At 50.8% G+C, this 22,359-nt stretch carries 14 protein-coding genes (1 of these 14 only partly in view); 13 read left to right on the top strand and 1 reads right to left on the bottom strand.

The window, feature by feature from the left end; all coding sequences use genetic code 11:
* The first annotated feature begins 3 nt into the window (after nt 1-3).
* From PJDR2_RS28845 to PJDR2_RS28815, 7 genes are all read left to right on the top strand, one after another.
* Nucleotides 4-1,176: a murein hydrolase activator EnvC family protein gene (locus tag PJDR2_RS28845; RefSeq protein ID WP_015847274.1), complete on the top strand. Its 1,173-nt coding sequence runs from the start codon at nt 4-6 to the stop codon at nt 1,174-1,176.
* Between the two features lie 155 nt (nt 1,177-1,331).
* Nucleotides 1,332-2,792, top strand: a complete 1,461-nt coding sequence (locus tag PJDR2_RS28840) for a S41 family peptidase (protein ID WP_015847273.1) — start codon at nt 1,332-1,334, stop codon at nt 2,790-2,792.
* Nucleotides 2,793-2,873: 81 nt separating this feature from the next.
* The gene (locus PJDR2_RS28835) at nt 2,874-4,187 is read left to right on the top strand and encodes a PDZ domain-containing protein (RefSeq protein WP_015847272.1); all 1,314 of its coding nucleotides are present in this window, start codon (nt 2,874-2,876) and stop codon (nt 4,185-4,187) included.
* A gap of 232 nt (nt 4,188-4,419) precedes the next feature.
* Nucleotides 4,420-6,423, top strand: coding sequence for an excinuclease ABC subunit UvrB (uvrB, locus tag PJDR2_RS28830; RefSeq protein WP_015847271.1), 2,004 nt, complete (start codon nt 4,420-4,422; stop codon nt 6,421-6,423).
* Nucleotides 6,424-6,450: 27 nt separating this feature from the next.
* On the top strand, nt 6,451-9,339 hold the full coding sequence (gene uvrA / locus PJDR2_RS28825) for an excinuclease ABC subunit UvrA (RefSeq protein WP_015847270.1): 2,889 nt from the start codon (nt 6,451-6,453) through the stop codon (nt 9,337-9,339).
* 248 nt (nt 9,340-9,587) lie between these two features.
* Nucleotides 9,588-9,806: a hypothetical protein gene (locus PJDR2_RS28820; protein WP_015847269.1), complete on the top strand. Its 219-nt coding sequence runs from the start codon at nt 9,588-9,590 to the stop codon at nt 9,804-9,806.
* A 191-nt stretch (nt 9,807-9,997) separates the two neighbouring features.
* A complete protein-coding gene (locus PJDR2_RS28815; protein ID WP_015847268.1) occupies nt 9,998-10,603 on the top strand; it encodes a metalloregulator ArsR/SmtB family transcription factor in 606 nt (201 codons plus the stop codon).
* A gap of 245 nt (nt 10,604-10,848) precedes the next feature.
* Here PJDR2_RS28815 and PJDR2_RS28810 read toward each other — a convergent pair whose 3' ends face one another.
* Nucleotides 10,849-11,817: a sugar phosphate isomerase/epimerase family protein gene (locus PJDR2_RS28810; RefSeq protein ID WP_015847267.1), complete on the bottom strand. Its 969-nt coding sequence runs from the start codon at nt 11,815-11,817 to the stop codon at nt 10,849-10,851.
* A gap of 387 nt (nt 11,818-12,204) precedes the next feature.
* On the opposite strand from PJDR2_RS28810, the gene PJDR2_RS28805 reads away from it, so the two are divergent.
* The 6 genes from PJDR2_RS28805 to ligA all read left to right on the top strand — a co-directional run.
* Nucleotides 12,205-13,320, top strand: a complete 1,116-nt coding sequence (locus PJDR2_RS28805) for a S1C family serine protease (protein WP_015847266.1) — start codon at nt 12,205-12,207, stop codon at nt 13,318-13,320.
* Nucleotides 13,321-13,356: 36 nt separating this feature from the next.
* Complete coding sequence (locus PJDR2_RS28800; protein WP_015847265.1) at nt 13,357-15,261, top strand: copper amine oxidase N-terminal domain-containing protein; 1,905 nt, start codon at nt 13,357-13,359, stop codon at nt 15,259-15,261.
* A 146-nt stretch (nt 15,262-15,407) separates the two neighbouring features.
* Nucleotides 15,408-17,933, top strand: coding sequence for a U32 family peptidase (locus PJDR2_RS28795; protein ID WP_015847264.1), 2,526 nt, complete (start codon nt 15,408-15,410; stop codon nt 17,931-17,933).
* Between the two features lie 14 nt (nt 17,934-17,947).
* Nucleotides 17,948-18,652 carry a heptaprenylglyceryl phosphate synthase gene (locus PJDR2_RS28790; RefSeq protein WP_015847263.1) on the top strand — a complete coding sequence of 235 codons (705 nt, stop codon included), beginning with the start codon at nt 17,948-17,950 and terminating at the stop codon, nt 18,650-18,652.
* Nucleotides 18,653-18,853: 201 nt separating this feature from the next.
* The gene (gene pcrA / locus PJDR2_RS28785; RefSeq protein WP_015847262.1) at nt 18,854-21,211 is read left to right on the top strand and encodes a DNA helicase PcrA; all 2,358 of its coding nucleotides are present in this window, start codon (nt 18,854-18,856) and stop codon (nt 21,209-21,211) included.
* Nucleotides 21,212-21,236: 25 nt separating this feature from the next.
* On the top strand, nt 21,237-22,359 hold the 5' portion of the coding sequence (ligA, locus tag PJDR2_RS28780) for an NAD-dependent DNA ligase LigA (protein WP_015847261.1). The gene runs 911 nt beyond the window's last position; only the first 1,123 of its 2,034 coding nucleotides appear in the window; it begins with the start codon at nt 21,237-21,239; its stop codon lies beyond the right edge, outside the window.

Genomic DNA, 22,359 nt, shown 5'->3' with positions numbered 1-22,359 from the left:
CAGGTGAGTGTGAAAAAAGGGTTTATCGTCATAACGATGTTGACTGTATTTTTGTTGCAGCCTGTTGGCGGAAATGCCGCATCCTCAATGGATAAAATCAACAAGGATCTTGCCGCGGCAAAGAAACAGATTGAAGAGGCGCAGAAAATCGCCAAGAATGCCGATGTAAAGAAAGCGGATATTGCCGGGAAAAAGGAAGATGCCCAGCAGGCTATCCTCAAATTAAACGCACAATTGGATCAGGTTGCGGACAATCTTAATTATGTGCAAGATCAGGTGGATACCAAGGAAGCCGAGCTTCAGAAGGCCGGCAAAGAGCTGGACACGGCTATAGAACAGGTGAAGGAGCGGGACGAGCTGCTTCAATCCCGCCTGAAGCTGATGTATGAGAACGGCGCGGTTTCTTATCTGGAGGTGCTATTCAGCGCCACCAGCTTCTCGGATTTTCTTGACCGATTTGATTCGCTTCACTCCATTTTGAGCCAGGACCGCTCGATTCTTGAGCAGCACAAGAAGGATCAAGCGATGGTAGAGGAGAAGAAAGCACACGTTGAAACGGCTCTCGGAGAAGTAAAGACGATGTACACCAAGCTTCAGAAGTACAAAGGCGAGCTGGATGAAAAAGAGGGAGAAAAAGAAGTGCTGATCGCGAGCTACAACAAGGAAATGGAAGAGCTCGAGGATATCAGCGAGGAGCAGGAGCAGCAGCTGCTTGCCCTTGCGAAGAAAGTATCCGATCTGAATAAGAAGAAAAACGCGATCAAAAAGCCATACTCCGGCGGCAAGCTGGGGATGCCGCTTCGCAGCAATTACCGGATCAGCTCGAACTTCGGTTACCGGATCCATCCGATCACCCATGTGAAGAAGCTGCATGCCGGCATTGACTTTGCAGTCCCGCAAGGCACTGATGTTTACGCGGCTGAATCGGGTGTTGTAATCGTTGCTCAAGTATGGAGCGGTTACGGCAATACCATTATTATCGATCATGGCAACGGTCTATGGACGTTGTACGGCCATCTCCGCAACGGCGGCATTATGGTTGAGAAAGGCCAAAGCGTGAAGAAGGGCGAGAAAATCGCGGAGTCCGGCAATACCGGCGATTCGACTGGACCGCATCTTCACTTCGAAGTCCGGAAAAACCAAGTAGCGGTTGATCCGGCGGGCTATTTGAAATAACTTTTGCTTGGAAGGCATACCGGGAATGCGGAACTGTTCCGTATATTCACGAGTATGCCTTCTCCTGCATTAGGAAGAGTTGTAAATAAATACGGACAACTTATCATATACTAATGAGGTTCACTTCAAAACAGGTTAGGGTTAAGGATAGGGTGGTGTCGAACGTGTACTTTAAAGGAAGAACCGTATTTGTCCTTCTGCTGATGACGATGGTGGCATCAGTGCTCGTAACATTAACGATAGGCGACCAGGTCTTCTGGGCGGCTAACGGGAAACAGGCTTCCGTGTCGGCTGCTGCGGCAAGCGAAGGAAACGGGCTCAACAAGAAGGAAGAGTCGAAGATTAATGCGGTTCTGGGGTTAATCGAAACCAAATATTTTAAGGATATTGACCGGGACGAGCTGTTGGACGGGGCGGTCAGAGGGATGATGGAATCGCTTGACGATCCTTATTCCGTCTATATGGAGAAGGATGTCGCCAAGCAGTTTTCCGAGTCTATTGAAGGGTCGTTCTCCGGCATTGGAGCCGAGGTTACGCTCGAAAAAGGCAAAGTCGTGGTTGTCGCGCCAATCAAAGGCTCACCGGCAGAACGCGCCGGGCTGCTCGCCAAGGATGTCGTTTTATCGGTCAACGGCGAGAAGCTGGACGGCTTAACCTTGAATGACGCAGTCGCCAAGATCCGCGGTCCCAGAGGGACAAAAGCGAAGCTTCGGATTGAGCGTGCAGGCAATACCCAGCCGATTGATCTCATCCTTGTCCGCGACGACATTGATGTAGAGACGGTGTACGCGAATCTGCGCAGCGATGGCGTAGGCGTGATTGAAATCCGCCAGTTCTCCCTTAACACGGCAGACCGTTTCAAGGAAGAACTCGCCAAGCTTGAGAAGCAAGGCATGAAAGGACTTGTTATCGACGTCAGGAACGATCCGGGCGGCATCCTGCCGGTTGTGGTGGAGATCGCGCAGCAGTTCATTCCGAAGGGCGAAACGATCGTGCAGGTCGAAGACCGCGACGGCCACCGCGAGAAAACAAACTCGCAAGGCGGCGGCAAAACGTATCCGATTGCCGTGCTGATGAACAAAGGCAGCGCAAGTGCCTCCGAGATTCTCGCCGGCGCTCTGCAGGAGCGGGCAGCGGCTATTCTAGTCGGGGAAACCTCATACGGAAAAGGAACGGTGCAGGTCAGCTATAACAAGACGCTTGGGGATGGCAGCCTGGTGAAAATGACCATTGCGAAATGGCTCACGCCGGACGGCAATTGGATTCATCAGAAGGGCATCAAGCCAACCGTGGAAGTACAGCCGCCGAAGCTGTATACGGTAGCAAGGCTTACATTGACGGAGACCCTGCGCAAGGATATGCTGGGCGAGCAGATTCGGAACGCGCAGGTAATGCTGTCCGGCCTTGGTTACGCGACGCAACGGGAGGACGGCTATTATAACGCTTCGACTGAACAGGCCGTTAAGGATTTCCAGAACGCTTCCGGACTTCCCGTTACAGGCGAGATCGACACGAAGACAGCGGCTTCTTTGGAGCAGGCCGTAGTGAAATGGATTAAAGATCAGAAGAACGATAAACAGCTGCTGGAAGCAATCCAGGCGGTCAGCAGGAAATAAAGAGGAAACGGCGAATTTATAAAAGGCTGGCTCTTAAGCGGAGTCAGCCTTTTATTTTGGATCAGGATGGGAGTGTGGCGATTGGATGCAGCCAATGCTTTACTAGAACAGTTCGGCAAGGCGTTTGTACATTTGCTGGCGCAGCCTTTTTATTATATTGCGGTATTATTTATTATTCTTCAGTATACGAGACAGATCAGTCTGGAAAGACGGATGTTTGCCGTAAGGCTGCACATCTGGCCGCGATTGGTGGCCAAAGCGATGCTGGCCGGGCTTGCAGCCGGGGTGCTTGCCTCCGTTGCCGGCGCCTTTATCGGCATAACCTTAACCGGCGACGCTGTCTTATGGCTATGGGGTTCGGCGGTTGTGCTGCTTTTGTTCCGAATCCGCTATCTGTGCTTTGCCTACGGAGCGGGAGCACTGGCGCTTCTGCAATGGATCGTTGGTTTTACTTCGCTCGAAAATAGTGACGGATGGCTTGGAGACGCGGCGAATTCGCTAGCCGGACTCGATATGCCGGGGGTTTTCGTATTGGTAGCGCTGCTCCATCTGGTAGAAGCTTTCCTTGTCAGGAGACAGGGGAACAAGCTTGCAACTCCGCTCTTCCTGGAAGGGAAGCGGGGGAAGCTTGTGGGAGGCTATATGCTGCAGGGCTTCTGGCCGGTTCCGATGCTGCTTCTTGTACCGGCAGCCGGAGGAACATCGGTTGTTGATCTGCCTTGGACGCCTTTATTCGGCGGCGACTGGACGCAAGGCTGGACGGTTGTGGCTTTGCCGATGATTATCGGTTTCAGCGAGATGACGCGCGCGATGCTGCCTGAGGCCAAAGCGCGACATGCGGCAAAAGGGCTCATGTGGTACAGCCTGCTGCTGACCGGCGCGGCGCTTCTCGCTTGGTGGCAGCCGGCTCTGCTGCCGGTAGCTGCCTTATGTTCGCTGCTGCTGCACGAAGCGATCATCTGGCGCAGCCGTGCGGTGGAGTCCACGCAAAGCCCGCTGTACGTGAATGATCAGCGCGGCTTGCGTATTCTGGGTATCGTGCCGGGTACGCCGGCTGAGGCGATGAAGCTGTATGCCGGCGAGATTATTTCGAAGGTGAATGGCGCCAGGGTGTACACGAAAGAAGATCTTCATGAGGCGCTGCAGAACAACTCGGCGATGTACAAGCTGGAGGTGCTGAACAGAGAAGGCGAGATCAAGTTTGTTCAGCGGGCCCGTTATGAAGGGGAGCATCATCAGCTCGGGGTTATCTTATCTCCTGATGAGCGGGCGACCTATTATGCTTCGGCAGAACCAGCCACGCTGATGGATCTTTTGCGCCGCGCAAGGACGGCAAAGCGCAGCGGCCGCGTTTATACGGAAGACGAAGAGCGTCCGGGTACTTTGAATGTTTAAATAGAAACGGGGCTTTTCCTGGGCGGCTGCTTAGGGAAAGCCCTTTGATTTTATGTTTGCATCAGCCTCTCCGGACGTCTATAATAGAGGGGAACACACATTCGGATATGCTGTATGCTTAACGATTTCGAAGCGAGACGGTTGCTGCTTCTTCAAAGTTCCAGGAAGGGAGAAGCCGTTTACGCTTATATATATTGACTATAATGATTGATGAGTAAGGGAAACGGGGTGGATGACGCAAGTGAATGAGATATCAGAGCAATTATTCCAATTAAAGTCCGACTACACGCCGCAGGGCGATCAGCCGGGAGCTATCAGGAAACTTGTTGAAGGCGTGAATAACGGAGAAGCCAAACAGACTCTGCTTGGTGCGACAGGTACGGGCAAGACGTATACGATTGCCAACACGATAGCGGAGCTTAACCGGCCAACGCTGGTCATTGCGCATAACAAGACGCTCGCGGCACAACTGTGCAGCGAGTTTAAGGAGTTTTTTCCGGACAATGCGGTAAGTTATTTTGTCAGCTATTATGACTATTTTCAGCCTGAGGCTTATATTCCGTCTACAGACACCTACATTGAGAAGGATTCCAGCATTAATGATGAGATCGACAAGCTGCGCCACTCCGCGACCAGTTCATTGTTCGAACGCAGGGACGTCATTATCGTAGCGAGCGTATCCTGTATTTACGGCCTCGGTTCGCCTTCCGAGTACGGCAGTCTGGTCCTGTCGCTGCGGGTAGGCATGGAGAAGTCCCGAGATACGATTCTTCATAAGCTTGTGGATATTCAGTACCAGCGCAATGACATTAACTTTATCCGTGGTACGTTCCGCGTACGCGGTGATATAGTAGAGATTTTCCCGGTGGCCAATAATGAACGGGCGATCCGGGTCGAGTTGTTTGGCGATGAGATTGAACGGATTACGGAAATCGACGTGCTTACTGGCGAGATCGTAAGCGAACGCGATCATGTTGCTATATTCCCGGCATCTCACTTCGTTACCCATGAAGAAACGATGAAGGTTGCGCTTGGCAATATTGAGCGAGAGCTGGAGGAACGTCTTGCGGAGCTGCGGGAAGAAGGTAAGCTGCTGGAGGCGCAACGGCTGGAGCAGCGTACCCGTTATGACCTTGAGATGATGGCGGAGATGGGCTTCTGCTCTGGCATCGAGAACTATTCGGGGCCGCTGACCTTCCGGGAACGCGGGGCAACGCCGTATACCCTGATGGATTATTTTCCGGACGATATGCTGATCGTCATTGACGAATCACACGTTACCCTGCCGCAGATTAGGGCTATGTACAACGGTGACCGCGCGCGGAAGGAAATGCTCGTGAACCACGGCTTCCGTCTGCCGTCCGCGCTCGATAACCGTCCGCTGCGCTTCGAGGAATTCGAGGGGAAATCCAAACAGCAAATCTATGTGTCGGCGACACCTGGACCTTATGAGCTGGAACACTGTCCAACGATGGTTGAGCAGATTATCCGTCCGACAGGCCTGCTTGATCCGATTATTGAGGTGCGTCCGACGAAAGGGCAAATCGATGATTTGCTAGTCGAGATTCGAGACCGGATAGCCAAGGATGAACGTGTCCTTGTCACCACGCTGACGAAGAAGATGGCCGAGGATCTCACGGATTATTTCAAAGAGATTGGCATTAAAGTGCGTTATCTGCACTCTGATATCAAGACACTGGAACGGATTGCGATTCTTCGGGATTTGCGCCTTGGTACGTTCCATGTGCTGGTGGGTATTAACCTGCTAAGGGAAGGTCTCGATTTACCGGAGGTATCGCTTGTCTCCATACTGGATGCGGACAAAGAAGGCTTCCTTCGTTCCGAACGCTCTCTGATTCAGACGATTGGCAGGGCTGCGCGTAATAGTGATGGCCGAGTTATCATGTACGGGGATAAGATTACCGATTCCATGGATAAGGCACTTAAGGAGACGGAGCGCCGCCGGGCCATCCAGATTGCTTATAACGAAGAGCATGGGATTACGCCGCAGACGATCCGCAAGAAAGTGCATGATGATATAAAGGCAACGAAAGTGGCCGAGGAGAAGTCGGAATATCTGACTGGCGTAGGCTCCGAGAAGATGTCGAAGAAGGAACGCCAGGCTTTGCTGCAAAGGCTGGAAGCCGAGATGAAGGACGCGGCGAAGAACCTGCAGTTCGAGAGAGCCGCAGAGCTGCGTGACGCTTTGCTGGAACTGAAAGCGGAGATGGGCTAGAGACAAGGAATGGGAGGAACGTAAGAAGTGGCTAGTGACAAGATTGTAATCAAAGGGGCTAGAGCCCACAATTTGAAAAATATCGATGTTACCATACCCCGCGACAAATTTGTCGTGCTGACGGGACTAAGCGGCTCCGGTAAATCCTCGCTTGCTTTCGATACGATTTATGCCGAAGGCCAGCGCAGATACGTAGAGTCGTTGTCCGCTTATGCCCGGCAGTTTCTCGGGCAGATGGAGAAGCCGGATGTTGATTCCATTGACGGCTTGTCTCCGGCGATCTCCATTGACCAAAAGACAACAAGCCGTAACCCGCGGTCGACGGTTGGCACGGTAACGGAAATTTACGATTATTTGCGTTTGCTCTTTGCACGGGTCGGAAGACCGCATTGCCCGGATCATGGCATCGAGATTACTTCGCAGACCGTTGAGCAGATGGTTGACCGTATTATGGAATATCCGGAGAGGACGAAGCTGCAGATTCTGGCTCCGCTTATTTCAGGCAGGAAGGGCGAGCATACCAAGCTGTTTGCCGATATCCAGAAACAAGGTTATGTCCGCGTCCGGGTAAATGGCGAGCTTCGGGAGCTTAGCGAGAAAATCGAGCTTGAGAAGAACAAGAAGCATAATATTGAAGTGGTTATTGACCGTATCGTGGTGAAGGCGGATATTCAAGGCCGGTTGGCGGATTCCTTGGAAACCGCGCTGAAGCTGGCTGACGGTCGTGTTATTGTTGATATTATTGACCAAGAGGAGCTGCTGTTCAGCTCCAACCTGGCTTGTCCGGTATGCGGATTTAGCATTGAGGAGCTGGCTCCTCGTATGTTCTCTTTCAATAGTCCGTATGGTGCCTGCCCGGATTGTGACGGTCTTGGCGTGAAGATGATTGTTGACCCGGACCTGCTTGTTCCGGATCTGAGCAAAGCCATAAATGAAGGGGCGTTCGAAGCTTGGGCGGGAAGTACGTCGAATTATTACCCGCAATTCCTGAGCGCAGTGTGCCAGCACTACAATATTCCGCAGGATGTGCCGGTATCGGATCTGACAGCCGATCAGATGAAGACGCTGATGTTCGGTACGGGCGGAGAGCGTGTACGGTTCCTGTATGAGAACGACTTCGGCCACCGGAAGGAAGCTTATGTTCCTTTCGAGGGAATTGTTCATAATCTGGAGCGCCGCTACCGGGAGACGGCTTCCGAAGGTATCCGCGAATATATTGAAGCTTATATGAGCGCAAAGCCATGCGGGACCTGCAAAGGCCATCGTCTGAAGAAAGAAAGCCTTGCCGTTACGATTAACGAACAGAATATTTCCTTTGTGACTTCGTTATCTATTGGCGAGGCGCAGCGTTTCTTTGATTCCCTTACATTAAACGAAAAAGAGCTGAAGATCGCTCAACTCATTCTGAAAGAGATCAACAGCCGTCTAGGCTTCCTTGTGAACGTTGGCCTCGAATATTTGTCGATGAGCCGTGCCGCAGGCACCTTATCCGGCGGAGAGGCACAGCGGATTCGTCTCGCTACGCAGATTGGTTCCAGTCTGATGGGCGTTCTGTATATATTGGACGAGCCAAGCATTGGTCTGCATCAACGCGATAACGACCGTCTTATCGAGACTCTGGAACATATGCGCAACCTGGGCAATACGCTAATTGTCGTCGAGCATGATGAAGATACGATGCTTGCCGCCGATTATATTATTGATATCGGGCCTGGTGCAGGTATTCATGGGGGAATGGTAACCGCCGAGGGAAGTCCTGAGGAAATTATGAAGGACGATAACTCTCTGACCGGCCAGTATTTGAGCGGGAAGAAGTTTATCGAGGTTCCGCTTGAGCGCCGTAAGACTGGTGAAAAGTGGCTGGAGATCCGCGGCGCCAAGGAAAATAACCTGCGCGGCGTTAATGTGAAGATCCCGCTAGGTATCTTTACGGCTGTTACCGGCGTATCCGGTTCGGGTAAATCTACACTCGTGAATGAGATTCTGTATAAGACGCTGGCCCGTGACCTGAACAAGGCGAAGGTGCGTCCAGGCGAATACAAGGAATTACGCGGTCTTGAGCATTTGGAGAAGGTTATTGATATTGATCAATCTCCGATTGGCCGTACGCCTCGTTCCAATCCGGCTACTTACACGGGAGTATTTGATGATGTACGTGATCTCTACTCCACAACAAATGAAGCGAAGGTTCGCGGCTACAAGAAAGGCCGCTTCAGCTTCAATGTAAAGGGCGGCCGCTGTGAAGCATGCAGAGGCGACGGTATTATCAAGATTGAGATGCACTTCCTGCCGGATGTGTATGTCCCTTGCGAGATTTGCAAAGGCAAGCGATATAACCGTGAGACCCTGGAAGTGAAGTACAAGGGTAAAAACATTGCCGAGGTGCTGGAGATGACGATCGAAGACGCAACCAAGTTCTTCGAGAACATTCCTCGTATCCACCGGAAGCTGCAGACTCTGCTTGATGTCGGTCTAGGCTATATGACCTTGGGCCAACCGGCGACAACCTTGTCCGGCGGTGAAGCGCAGCGCGTGAAGCTGGCTTCCGAGCTGTACCGTCGCAGTACCGGTAAGACGTTGTACATTTTGGACGAACCAACAACAGGTCTTCACGTCGATGATATCGACCGTCTTCTTACAGTCTTGCATCGTCTCGTTGATTCCGGCGAATCCGTCCTTGTTATCGAGCATAACCTCGATGTGATCAAAACAGCCGATTATCTGATCGATCTTGGACCGGAAGGCGGTAATGGCGGAGGTACCATTGTTGCATCGGGTGCCCCTGAGGATGTTGTTAAGGTAACAGGCTCCTATACAGGCAAGTATCTGAAGCCAATTATGGAACGCGACCGCGAACGTACGGTGAACAGGCATCGTGCAGTCGAAGAAAGCGTAGCGGCAGGCGCCGTGGAGTAAGCGTAAGGCAAAGAGAGACTCTTCTTATCCGACATGAGAAGAGTCTCTCTTTGTATGTTTAGTAATAAATAAGGGCAGAATTGGACAAATTAACTTGCAGAGTATACTTGGTAAGACACGTTTTTAAGAACAAATGTGGGAAAACGTGACAAACTTGTTACGAAATCTGAATCGGACTTGCATGATTTGCCACTTGAAGATAACATAGAGGTAATATAGGCTACGTGCGAATAAAAGGGGGTCACTCGATGTTTTTGGCAGCAGAGGAAGCAGCTAAATCAACCAGCAACATCAATACATTTGACTGGTTTATGCTTGCGTTCACCATTTTAATCTTGATTGGCTTTGTACGTTTAGTAAAAGCTCGCTCTAAGAAAAATGTTTTTGCAATCGGATTCACGACGATCGCGTTGCTTTTGTTTCTTTACATAGACTACATTATGATTTTTAAAGTTTGGATGGCATAAATACAAGGCCTGCCGGCTCGCCGGCAGGCTTTATACATTTATAAGCGCCAGTTCATGATCCGAGAGGAAAATGGGCCGGTGCTTTTTAGTTTGCCAATTGACATTCGTCAGGTGATCCTTTATCATCTTATTTAATAATCATCTAATTAGATATTCGTTAAATTAGTTAAATGAAAGGAAGTGAAGATTCCATGCAATTAGATAAGGTAGTGAACTACCATAAAGCATTAGCGGATCCAACACGTATCCGCCTTCTCATCCTGCTGGCAGACGGAGAACTCAACGGGCAGGTATTGGCAGAGAAGCTTGGCGTAACACCGGCTACCGTCACACATCACGCGGCCAAGCTTCGTGAAGCAAGCTTAATTAATGAACGGAGAGAGAAGAACACCATTTATTTCTCGCTTAATGATTACTTCATTAAGAATGGCTCTAACGCTGCAGCTAATTTGATCTATCGGACATCTAATCAGAAAGGAGGAGAAGAACAAATGAACGAGGAATTTGAGCGTGTAAGGCAGTCCGTGATCAAGAACTTCTTCGCTGCTACGGGTCAACTGAAGTCCATTCCGGCGCAGCTTAAGAAGAAGCTTATCGTACTCGAGTATATGGTCTCCAAGCTGGAGAAGGGGCGCAAATACACGGAGAAGGAGCTCAATGAATTCATTAAAGGCTTCCACCAGGATTTCGCGACAATCCGCCGTGAATTTATTATGCACCAGTTCATGTTCCGGGAGAACGAAATCTACGAGCTTAATCCACCGGAGATGTGGGCCAAGTGGGAGACGCTTTCCTAGCCTTTATCTTTATCGCATGCAAAAACAGCCTGCCCGGCATAAGCCAGGCAGGCTGTTTTACTGTTTTCCTCATTAATTCGATGGTTTTTGTATGAGCGGAGCGAAAGTATGATTCTGGAGAAACGGAGTGTTCGCCTTTGACCGGGGGATTTCAACCGCTAAGCGGTTATATTCGAAGAAATCCACGGTCAACAGCTCGGAAGAAACATACTTTTGCGCAGCGAATCTCAATTAACCAATCCGAATTATACCCACCACATATCGCCAACAGGCTCTTTAATCAGAACTTGCTGCAGGTTTTGAACAGCTTTCGAGAAGCCTTCTTCAACGGACATCAAGCCGTCTTCATGCTCGATGCTGACAACGTAGTCGTAGCCAACGAGACGCAAAGTGCTGATAATGTCTGCCCAAGTTTTCAGATCGTGGCCAAAGCCAACGGAGCGGAACTGCCAAGCGCGGTCCAGCATCAGTGTGTAAGACTGCATGTCCGTTACGCCGTGTTTGTTCACGTTGTTGAAATCAATCGAAGTATCCTTCGCATGGAAGTGATGGATCGCGTTTTCGCGGCCCAGGATTTTGATCGCTTCAACAGGGTCAATGCCTTGCCACCACATATGGGATGGGTCAAGGTTAGCGCCAATCGCTTTGCCAGCAGCTTCGCGAAGACGAAGCAGGGTAGCAGGCGTGTGAACGGAGAAGCCGCCATGCAGCTCGAGGCCGATTTTAACGCCGTTTTGCTCAGCGATACCGCCGATTTCAGACCAATATGGAATAACTTTTTTCTCCCATTGCCAAGCAAGGATTTCTTGGAAATCGTTTGGCCATGGAGCAACCGGCCAGTTTGGATATTTTGCATCCTCATGGTCGCCAGGGCAGCCGGAGAAAGTATTTACAACCGGTACTTCAAGGCGGTTAGCCAGCTCAATTGTTTTACGGATAGTAGCGTCATCCGCGCTGGAAATCGCTTTTTGCGGGTGAAGCGGGTTAGCATGGCAGCTAAGTGCGCTGATCATCAGTCCACGCGATTCTACCGCATGTTTAAACGCTTTCAATTTGCCTGCGTCGGCAAGCAATGTATCTGGATCGCAATGCGCGTTGCCAGGGTAGCCGCCTGTACCAAGCTCTACCGCCTCAAGACCTTTGGCAGCGATATAGTCGAGTGCTTCTTCAAATGGTTTTTGCGAGAAAAGTACGGCAAATACGCCTAATTTCATTAATATTACCTCCTAAGGTTTGGCTGTCCCTATTATAGCATTCTAGTTGTGCGTATACCTCATTTTTGCGAAAGAAAAACCAAAATCGCATACAAACTAGGCAATTCAAATGAAAGCATTCTCCCCGCCCGACAAGATTGTGCATTCCGCTTGCGATAAGCCTTGAAAATCACGTCAAATTTAATTGAATAAAGCGTTAAATTTTGTCGTATTTTTGGATTTTTAATCATGAGAAAAGAAATGGTTTTATAGCCTGTTTTTTTACTTTATATTTAGATTTATATTTTACAAATTCTTCTTGTTGTCTAGTGCTTTGGCATGATACATTTAGAACGTGTTTCCTATAAATGGATTCTCGTTTTTGATTGGATCTGGGAGAGTGATAGAGTGAAACGTAGTATGCTTCGCGCAGGCGCCATCGTCCTAACGGGAGGGCTGTTGGTAGCCGGTTCAGCGTTTGCAGCGGGAACGGCAACAAGTCCCGGAACAATGAAAATGAGCGCGACCAAGATTAACGGAGAGGTGTACGTCAAGGCATCGTCGCTGACGGGTACTTTGGGAGGTACGGGTGCTTACGATGCATCATCCAAGACCTATACCTACACTCCTCCGGCAGATGTACCGTCTGTCGTCAGCAAAGTCTCACCTTCCGTTGTAGGAATCATCGGCAAGCCGGCGGATGGCGGCGACCAGCGCTATGTTTTGGCACATGGGACAGGCGTTATTATGAAAGCGGACGGCTGGATTTTGACCAATGCCCATGTTGTAAAAGACTTGACCAACATTACGGTTGTAACCGCGGACGGCAAGCAGTATAGCGGGAAAAGAAGCAATGTCGACGAAGTAAGCGACCTGGCGCTCGTCAAAATCAACGCGACCAAGCTGCCGGTAGCGAAGTTTGCGGCATCGCCGCTGCAAGCAAAAGTCGGCGAGACGGTTATTGCAATCGGCACGCCTGTCTCTTTCTCGCTTCGCAACACGGCAACAACCGGCGTACTAAGCGGCATGAACCGTTCAGTATCTTCTTATTACCGTCTGCTGCAGACGGATGCCGCGATTAACCCGGGGAACAGCGGCGGTCCGCTCGTGAATATGAAGGGCGAAGTGATCGGCATCAATTCCATGAAATTCGTGGATGAGGGCATCGATAACATGGGCTTCTCGATTCCGGTGGATACCGTATCGTACGTAACGGGACATTTCTTCAAGTACGGCTACGTGAAGCGCTCCTCCCTTGGAATAGGGCTGGAAGAGAGCTACGCGGCCATCGTTGGATTGCCAACCGATGACGGTTTAACCGTTACCTCAATCAAATCGGATTCGGCCAAGAAGCTTGGCATTCAGGTTGGCGATGTGCTGTATTCCGTAGCAGGCCATCAGATTTCTTCTATTGTAGAAGTGAACGAGCTTTTGAAATCGTATTTACCCGGCCAACAGATTGAAGTAACAATGATGATGGATGGCGATTTGGTTACCCGTAAACTGACGCTAACAACGGCTTAATCTTTTATTCCGTTATAAATAGGGAGAGTAGAGAGAATGAAGATGAAAAGATTTATGTTTATGCTGTTAGCGGTACTGCTGGTCGTAACGATCGTGCCGGCAGCGGCTTTTGCAGCAGACTCTGCGAGCGGTAACGTAGAAATCCGCCTCAAAACAAACAGCTCAACCGTTACGATTAACGGTAAACAATCATCTGTAGTGGCTCCATTCGAGAAAGCAGGCACAACCATGGTGCCGCTCAGCATTATTACGAAGGCATTTGGAGCTAAGCTGAAGCTGCAAGACAACAAAATTATAACGCTGACTTATAACAATAAGACCGTAGTCGTAACGATTGGCAGCAAAACCGTAAAAGTAAACGGTAAAGACCAGACGGTTGCGGTTGCTCCAGTTGTAATCAAAGGTACAACGATGGTTCCAGTACGCGTAATCGTTGAGGCCTTTGGCGCGAAGATCGGCAAAGATAAGAAAACCAATGAAATCGTAATCACCGGTACTCTTGCTCAATCCGGCAATAGTAATTCGGGCGGTGGTTCGACTAACCTGGACCCTGACTATGGCAAAACCAAATTCGGCGACAGCTACTACGGCTGGACAATGAATTATCCGCCAGGTCTTGTGCTTATTCAACAAAGCGATGACGGAACTTATGCGGAATGGGGCAGCACTACCAGCAAATCCAGCGTCATTGTATCGACGGAGCATTCGTCGGATGTTCTGACCACCAATGAAATCCGCGATAAAATTACCGTGGACTGGATGTACAGCGATGAAGTAGTTGTCGACAAACGCAGCATCACGGTTAACGGCCAAAGCTTCGAAAAAATGGTAACAAGATCATCGAAGCAAGGTATGCTGTTCGAATACCGGGCTATTCAAAAAGGCGAAACGCTTTATTTCGTAATGGTAGGCGTAGTTGGAACCGAAAAGACTGCCCTTGATCCGTATCAGTCGTTGTTGGACAGCTTTACGCCATCCTTCAACAAAGCGGATAACGCGATTAAAGATATCACTAAAGTTAAAGATGGCCTTATGTCCATCAATAACAAGGAATTTGGCCTTTCGCTTAAGCTGCCAGCTGGATGGTACGGCGTGAAAGACAGCTCGACCCCTCTGTATGTAAGCGAAGACGGCTACTTCTCCTTCGCAATCTCCTCTCTGCAGACGGGAGATACAGTAGACCAGTGGCTTTCCCGCATGCAACAGCAGCTTCATAATGACTTCCTGCCGAATTATATTAAGAACGAAAAGGTTTCTTCTATTACTATGAAAGACGGCAATGCGCAAGTTTTGACTTACGATTACAGCTATGACTTGAAGACTTGGGTTACCGTTAATGAAGTTTACCTGGTTGCAGGCAACTATCGTTATTCGGTTCATTTTACCTATGATACGAATCTTGGCGCTAAAGGCGATGCGTTGTTCAAGTCTACGATGGCTACAGTAGATATCGACACGGCTTACGTAGAAAAGAATTACGGCCAAATCGAAGATGAGTACGATAACATCGACCGTACGCAAGTCGTTACAAAAACAAGCAGTAAATATGGCTACTCGATTGACCTGCCTTCATATTGGTTAGGCGTCGACACTGACTTTAACCAAGAGACGGTAACGTATCTTGGCGACTATGGCAGCATGAATATTCAAGCATACGAGGATACAGATGCCGGCGTAGCGAACAGAGCGGTTCAACAAGGGCTGCAGCAGCAGGGAATCACGGTTTCCAATAGTTCCTCCATCTATGTGGGCAACTTATCCGTTGGTAAATTTACCGTTCATGAAGTAACAGAATCCGGACTGCCGATTACCGAAGTGTTATACTTTGTCCAAAGCAAAGGGAACACGCTGTTGTTCGTGTTTGCTATCAATGACTCGAATGCAACAACCAGTGCTTTGAATGGCTTTGATAAGATCGTCCAATCGATCAAATTCCAATAATCAGGACTTATAAGTGAAAGAAGCCGGTTCTCATCCAAGAGAATCGGCTTCTTTTCTCTTCCCTGCCAGTATTGGGTGGTGGCATCTGATGCCGCGGTTTGATAAACTAGCAATAGCAGGTTTACAAATGGAGGAATGAATGTCGTATGACGATTGATATAAAACGAGGGGATATCGAGCTGCTGGCTCCTGCCGGTGACTGGGATTGCATGCGCGCAGCAGTGGCCAACGGCGCGGATGCCATTTTTTTTGGCGTAGAAAAGTTTAATGCCCGTGCACGCGCAAACAATTTCCGGAGCGAAGAACTGCCGGAGATTATGGCGTTTCTTCATACCTATGGCGTAAAAGGTTTCCTGACCTTTAATATTCTCGTATTTGAAGACGAGCTTCGCGATGCGAAGCAATTGATAGAGATGTGTATTAATGCCGGCGTGGATGCGGTAATCGTGCAGGACTTGGGTCTTGTGAAAATGATTCGCGAGCTGTCTCCGGATTTCCCGATTCACGGTTCGACGCAAATGACGATTACATCGCCTGAGGCGGTAGAATTCACGAAGCCTTTTGGCATGGAACGCGTCGTTCTTGGCCGTGAGAATAACCTGAAGCAAATTCAAAAGATCGGTGAGCAGGCGAAGCTTCCGATGGAAGTATTCGTGCATGGTGCGCTTTGCGTATCGTACTCGGGCCAATGCTTGACCTCGGAAATGTGGGGCGGCCGTTCCGCGAACCGCGGGGAATGCGCACAGGCCTGCCGACTTCCTTATGATCTGATGGTAGACGGAGAGCATAAGCCGATGGGCGATGTCGCTTATTTATTATCTCCGAAAGATCTGGCGGCTATCGACCTGATACCGGAATTGATACAAGCGGGCGTAACTTCTTTTAAAATTGAGGGACGTCTGAAAAGCCCGGAATATGTAGCTAACGTAGTGAGCAAATACCGCCGCGCGATTGACAGCTATTTTGCCGGTGACCTGACGGGTCCTTCGAAGGAGGAAGTTCGCGAGCTTCAGCAAAGCTTCTCCCGCGGCTTCACCCATGGCTTCTTGAAAGGAACAAACAACAAGCAGCTGGTAGACGGAACCTTCCCGAAAAGCCGCGGCGTTTATCTGGGCCGCGTAGAACGGATATTGCGCGATGCGGTAACGATTCGCCTGGAAGCCCCGCTGAAGCGCGGTGACGGTATCGTATTTGACGCTGGCGATCCAACCAAGAAGGAAGAGGGCGGACGTGTCTACGACCTGCGCCGTCATGGCCAGAAGATCGATGGCGAAGCGATGGAAGGTACTCTTCTTGAGCTGGTTGCCGGACGTAATGACGTAGACCTGCGAAAGGTTCATGTCGGCGATAAGATCTGGAAGACCAATGACCCTGCGCTCGACAAGAGACTGCGTACGACATTCGAGACCGAGAAGCCGTACCGCGTATTCCCTCTGCATCTGAAAGTAACGGGTGCCGTCGGCGAACCGCTTCGTACCTGGTGGACGGATGTCCAAAAAGGAGTCACCATTGCAGTTGAATCCGAGCTTATGCTGGAACAGGCGAATAAACGTCCAATGGACGCTGCGCTGCTTGAAGACCAGCTTGGCCGTCTTGGCGGCTCGCTCTATCAGCTGGATCAACTGGAGGTTGCGCTTGAGGGCGATGTTATCGTGCCTGTACGCGAACTGAACCGGATGCGCCGTGAAGCAGTCGAGAAGCTGTCAGGCGAACGTCCAAAACCGCCGGTATACGTGAAGCATATGATCGATCCGCTTGACGATGCGCCAAACGCAATCGCAAAAGCGAAGACATCCAAAGAACAGGTATCCAATCCGAGGTTAACGGCTCTCTGCCGCAATCTGGAGCAGGTTGAAGCAGCTGTTCAAATGAATGTCGAGATGATTTATGCGGATTTTGAATTTATTAAGCAGTTCCCTGCGGCAATTGAAGTGGCTAGACGTGCGGGCAAGCCGATTGCGCTGGCTACGCCGCGTATTCATATGCCGGGGGAGAACGGCTACCATGCGAATATATTGAAGCTCCAGCCGGATGCCGTGCTTATCCGCAATACAGGTGCTTTATACTACTACCTGCGTGCGCGCGCGGAGAACCCGGGCAAGCCGTTTCCTAAGCTGATCGGCGATTTCTCGCTTAACGTAGCGAATCATAAAGCCGTTGAAGTCTTTGCGGAATCGGGTCTGGATCTTATTACCCCGTCCTATGACCTGAACATTCAGCAGATGGTCGATATGCTCGAACAATCCGACACATCGCGTCTGGAAGTCGTTATTCAGCAGCATCTGCCGATGTTCCATACCGAGCATTGCGTATATTGCACGTTCATGAGCGAAGGTACCGACTATACAAACTGCGGACGTCCTTGCGAGGATCATCGCGCATCCCTGCAGGACCGGATCGGGATGTCCCATCCGGTACGCGTAGACGAAGGCTGCCGCAATACGGTGTACAACGCAATCGAGCAATCGGGCGCCGAATATATCCGTAACTTTATGGAGCTTGGCGTACCTTCCTACCGCGTTGAGTTCTTGGAAGAGACCGGGGACAAAGTGCGCGAAGTGCTTGGCTTGTACCGTGACGCGCTGGATGGCCGCATTAGCGGCACAAAGGTATGGAAAACGTTAAAAGCAACGAATCAGCTCGGCGTTACGCGCGGGCAGCTCGTGAAATAAGGAGAACCGCCTTTATGAGTGGAGCATGGTACAGCGGCTGGAGACATGTGTTCAAATTAGATCCGGAGAAGGAAATATCGGATGAAGCATTAGATGCCATCTGTATGTCCGGAACCGATGCGATCATAGTTGGCGGCTCCAGCGGCGTTACGTTTGAAAATACGGTTGACCTCATGGCGCGCATCCGCCGCTATGAGGTTGATTGCGCCCTCGAGGTTTCGACCCTAGACGGGGCCGTTCCCGGCTTTGACGGTTATTTTGTCCCGATTGTCCTCAATACGGACAAGTCGGAATGGATCATAGGCCGGCAGATCGAAGGGCTTAAGGAATACGGCTCCTTTGTACCGTGGGAAGAGACCGCTTCGCAGGGCTATATTATCCTAAACAGCGAAGCGACGGCTGCTGCTGTAACAGGCGCCGACACAGAGCTGGACGAGACGGCTTTGGTAGCCCATGTCCGAATGGGCGCAAGGCTGATGCATCTTCCGGTCATTTATATCGAGTACAGCGGACGGTTCGGCGATATGGCCTTGGTCCGCGCGGCGAAGGATGCGGCTCAAGGGGCGCAGCTCTTTTACGGCGGAGGCATTCATAATGCCGATACCGCTGAGCAGGCTGCTCAGGTTGCCGATACGATTGTGGTTGGCAATGTCATCTATACCGATCTGGAAGCGGCGCTGTCGACGGTGGAGGCTGTCCGTGCCGCAGCGCGGGGATGAATGAACAAAGCTTGCGCGAAGCAAGCTGAAGATAGAAGCTTTTCCAAGAGATGCAGGGCATCGCAGAGCTATTCCGAGAGCGTAATAACAAGCTTTAGGAATAGCTTTTTATTTGCAAATTGACACATTACTGGCCGTTGTCTACACTATCAGTAAGAAGCGAACAAATGCGAACAGAACTTATAAATAAGGAGTACATTTATGTTTAATCCGATAAATATTGATCAAGCCGTACAGAAGCTGAACCCTCCGCAGAGGGATGCCGTTCAGGCGACGGATGGACCATTGCTTATCATGGCGGGAGCGGGATCCGGCAAGACCCGCGTGCTTACTCACCGTATCGCCTATTTAATCGAGAAGAAGCGGGTTGCGCCTTGGAGTATTCTAGCCATTACCTTTACCAACAAAGCGGCCAGGGAGATGCAAGCGAGGGTGGCGGCGCTGATCGGCCCTACCGGTCAGGATATTTGGGTCTCTACTTTCCACTCCATGTGCGTTCGGATTCTTCGCAGAGATATCGATCGTATCGGCTTTACTTCTAATTTCTCGATTCTGGATTCAGCAGACCAGCTGTCGGTTATCCGCAATTGCATGAAAGAGCTTAATATCGACGTGAAAAAGTTTGAGCCTAAAGCTGTTCAGGCTGAAATCAGCGGCGCGAAAAACGAGCTGATTACGCCGGAGCGTTACGAGCAGAAGACAGGCGACTATTTTACCGATATTGTGGCGAAAGTATTTAAGATGTACCAGAAGCGGCTGAAAAGCAACAACTCGCTGGACTTTGACGATCTCATCATGACGACGATTCAACTGTTCAAGGAAATGCCGGAAGTGCTGGAGTTCTACCAGAACAAATTCCGTTATATCCATGTGGATGAGTATCAGGATACGAACCGTGCGCAATACATGCTTTGCCGTATGCTGGCTGACAAGCATCATAACATTTGCGTTGTCGGCGACAGCGACCAGTCGATCTACCGCTGGCGCGGAGCGGACATTACGAACATCCTGAACTTTGAGGATGACTATCCGGAAGCCCGTACCATTATGCTCGAGCAGAACTATCGTTCTTCGGCAAACATTCTGGAAGCGGCAAATGCCGTCATCAAGCTGAACACGGGCCGCAAGCCGAAGAAGCTGTGGACCGATCAGGGGGAAGGCGACATGATTACCTTGTACCAGGCCGACTCCGAGCATGATGAAGGGTATTTCGTAACCGGCACGATCAGCAAAAACGTGAAAAGCGGCCGCAGGTACGATGACCATGCGATTCTGTACCGCACCAACGCCCAGTCCCGGGTAATCGAGGAAATTCTGATCAAGTCGGACATTCCTTATCAGATTGTCGGCGGCATCAAGTTCTATGACCGCAAAGAGATTAAGGATTTGCTCGCATATCTAAGACTGATCTCGAATCCTGACGACGATATCAGCTTGCAGCGGATTATTAACGTTCCGAAGCGGGGGATTGGCGATACAACGGTAGCGAAGCTGGCGGAAGAAGCGGTTCGTCAAGGCACGTCTATCTTTAGCGTGCTTGGCAATTTGCAAGGGATAGATCTAAACGCCCGTGCCCAGGGTCTGCTGCACGAGTTCCGGGATATGATCGATAATTTAACGCAAATGGTCGACTATCTGTCCGTAACCGAGCTGACGGAGAAGGTTTTGGAAATGTCGCAATACCGCATTGAGCTGCAGCGCGAGAAGACGCTTGAATCGACTGCCCGCCTCGAAAATATCGACGAGTTCCTGTCCGTTACGATGGACTTCGAGAAGCGCAATGAAGACAAGACGTTAGTCGCTTTCCTGACGGATCTTGCCCTTATCGCGGATATTGATTCCATGGACAAAGATGATGACGGGAAGCCGGCGGACAATAATTCCGTTGTTCTCATGACGATGCATAGCGCCAAAGGCTTGGAGTTCCCGGTTGTCTTTATTATCGGGATGGAGGAGAGCATCTTCCCGCATAGCCGAGCATTGAATGACAACGAAGAGCTTGAGGAAGAGCGCCGCCTTGCTTACGTAGGCATAACGCGCGCGGAGAAGCAGCTTTACCTGACCTGCGCGCGCAGCCGGACTCTTTTCGGCCGCATCAGTGCCAACCTGCCTTCGCGTTTCCTGCAGGAAGTGCCGGACAACGTGAAGACATTGGCTTCGCCGGGCGGGACGATTGGCCGCTCCGGCAGCTTTGCCGGCGGAGCAAGCCGCGCAAGCTATGGAAGCAGCAGCGGCAGCAGCTTTGGCGGAGGGCGCGCGCCGTCCTTCGGCGCGTCTGGCGCCGGAGCCCGCACGGCGGGACCATCGGGTGCGGGAGTGCGCGTGAGCACGCCGCTTGACGCAGCAGCGAAAGCGGCGACTAACGCCGGAGCCGCCGCGGGGAATGCCGCGGACCGGAACTTCGTTGCCGGCGACAAGGTTGCGCACGGCAAATGGGGCGAAGGCGTCATCGTTTCCGTCAAAGGAACGGGCAACGATATGGAGCTGCAAATCGCTTTCCCTGCGCCGGTTGGCGTCAAACGGCTTTTGGCCGGATTTGCACCAATAACAAAAGTCTAAATGGATGGAAGGATGGGACCCTCCCATGGAAAACCAGACGGCAACGCCTGAGCAGTTGACCCGCATGCAAGAGCTGGCGGCGGAAATCTCCGCCCATAATTATTCGTATTACACGCTTGACCAGCCTACTATTAATGACGCGGACTACGACAAGCTGTACGACGAGCTGGTAGCGCTGGAAGCAGATACTGGCGTTGTACTGCCCGATTCGCCCACGCAGCGTGTTGGAGGAGAACTGCTTAAAGGCTTTGAGCCCCACCGTCACCGGGCCCGTCTATGGAGCCTCGACAAGGCGCAGGATACCGAAGATCTCCTGGCCTGGAATCAGCGGGTTCTTAAAGCGATTAATGACTATAACGCGAAGCATCCGGAAGAGGAGCCTCTTCCGCAGCCCAACTATGTCATTGAGCTGAAATTCGACGGCTTAACCCTTAACCTGACCTATGAGAACGGCCAGCTTATCCAGGCATCCACCCGCGGCAACGGCACCGTCGGCGAGGGAATTCTGGCACAGGTGAAGACCATTCGTTCCGTACCGCTGACTATTCCTTTCGGAGACGGAATTATCGAAGTGCAAGGGGAAGGCATAATGAACCTGTCCGTTCTGGAGCGATATAACCAGACGGCGGCAGAACCGCTTAAGAATGCCCGCAATGCAGCTGCGGGCGCTCTTCGCAACTTGAATCCGAAAACAACGGCGGAGCGTAAACTGAATGCTTTCTTCTATAATGTCGGGTTTGCGGAAGGCGTTTCGTTCTCGAACCACCGGGAGATGCAGCAGTTTTTGAAGGATAACTTGTTCAAAGTGAATCCGTACGCCTTGTATCTCAATTCAATTGAAGAAGTGCAGGAGGAATTGCTGCGGATTGCCGAGAAGCGCCTGGAGCTCGACTTCCTAATCGATGGCGCTGTCGTTAAACTTACCGATATGCGCACGCGCGAAGCGCTTGGCTATACGGATAAGTTCCCTCGTTGGGCGGTAGCCTTCAAGTTTGAAGCGGAAGAAGCGGCAACGGTGCTGGAGTCTGTCTCTTGGGAAGTTGGCCGTACGGGCAAAATCACGCCGGTAGCACGTGTCGAAGCAGTAGAACTTGCGGGAGTTACGGTACAGAACTGTACGCTTAACAATATCGGAGACATTGAGCGGA

The sequence above is a fragment of the Paenibacillus sp. JDR-2 genome (assembly GCF_000023585.1).
Taxonomy (GTDB): Bacteria; Bacillota; Bacilli; order Paenibacillales; family Paenibacillaceae; genus Pristimantibacillus.
Note: the sequence above shows the minus strand (reverse complement) of the source record. Positions and strands in the feature narration are given on the sequence as shown.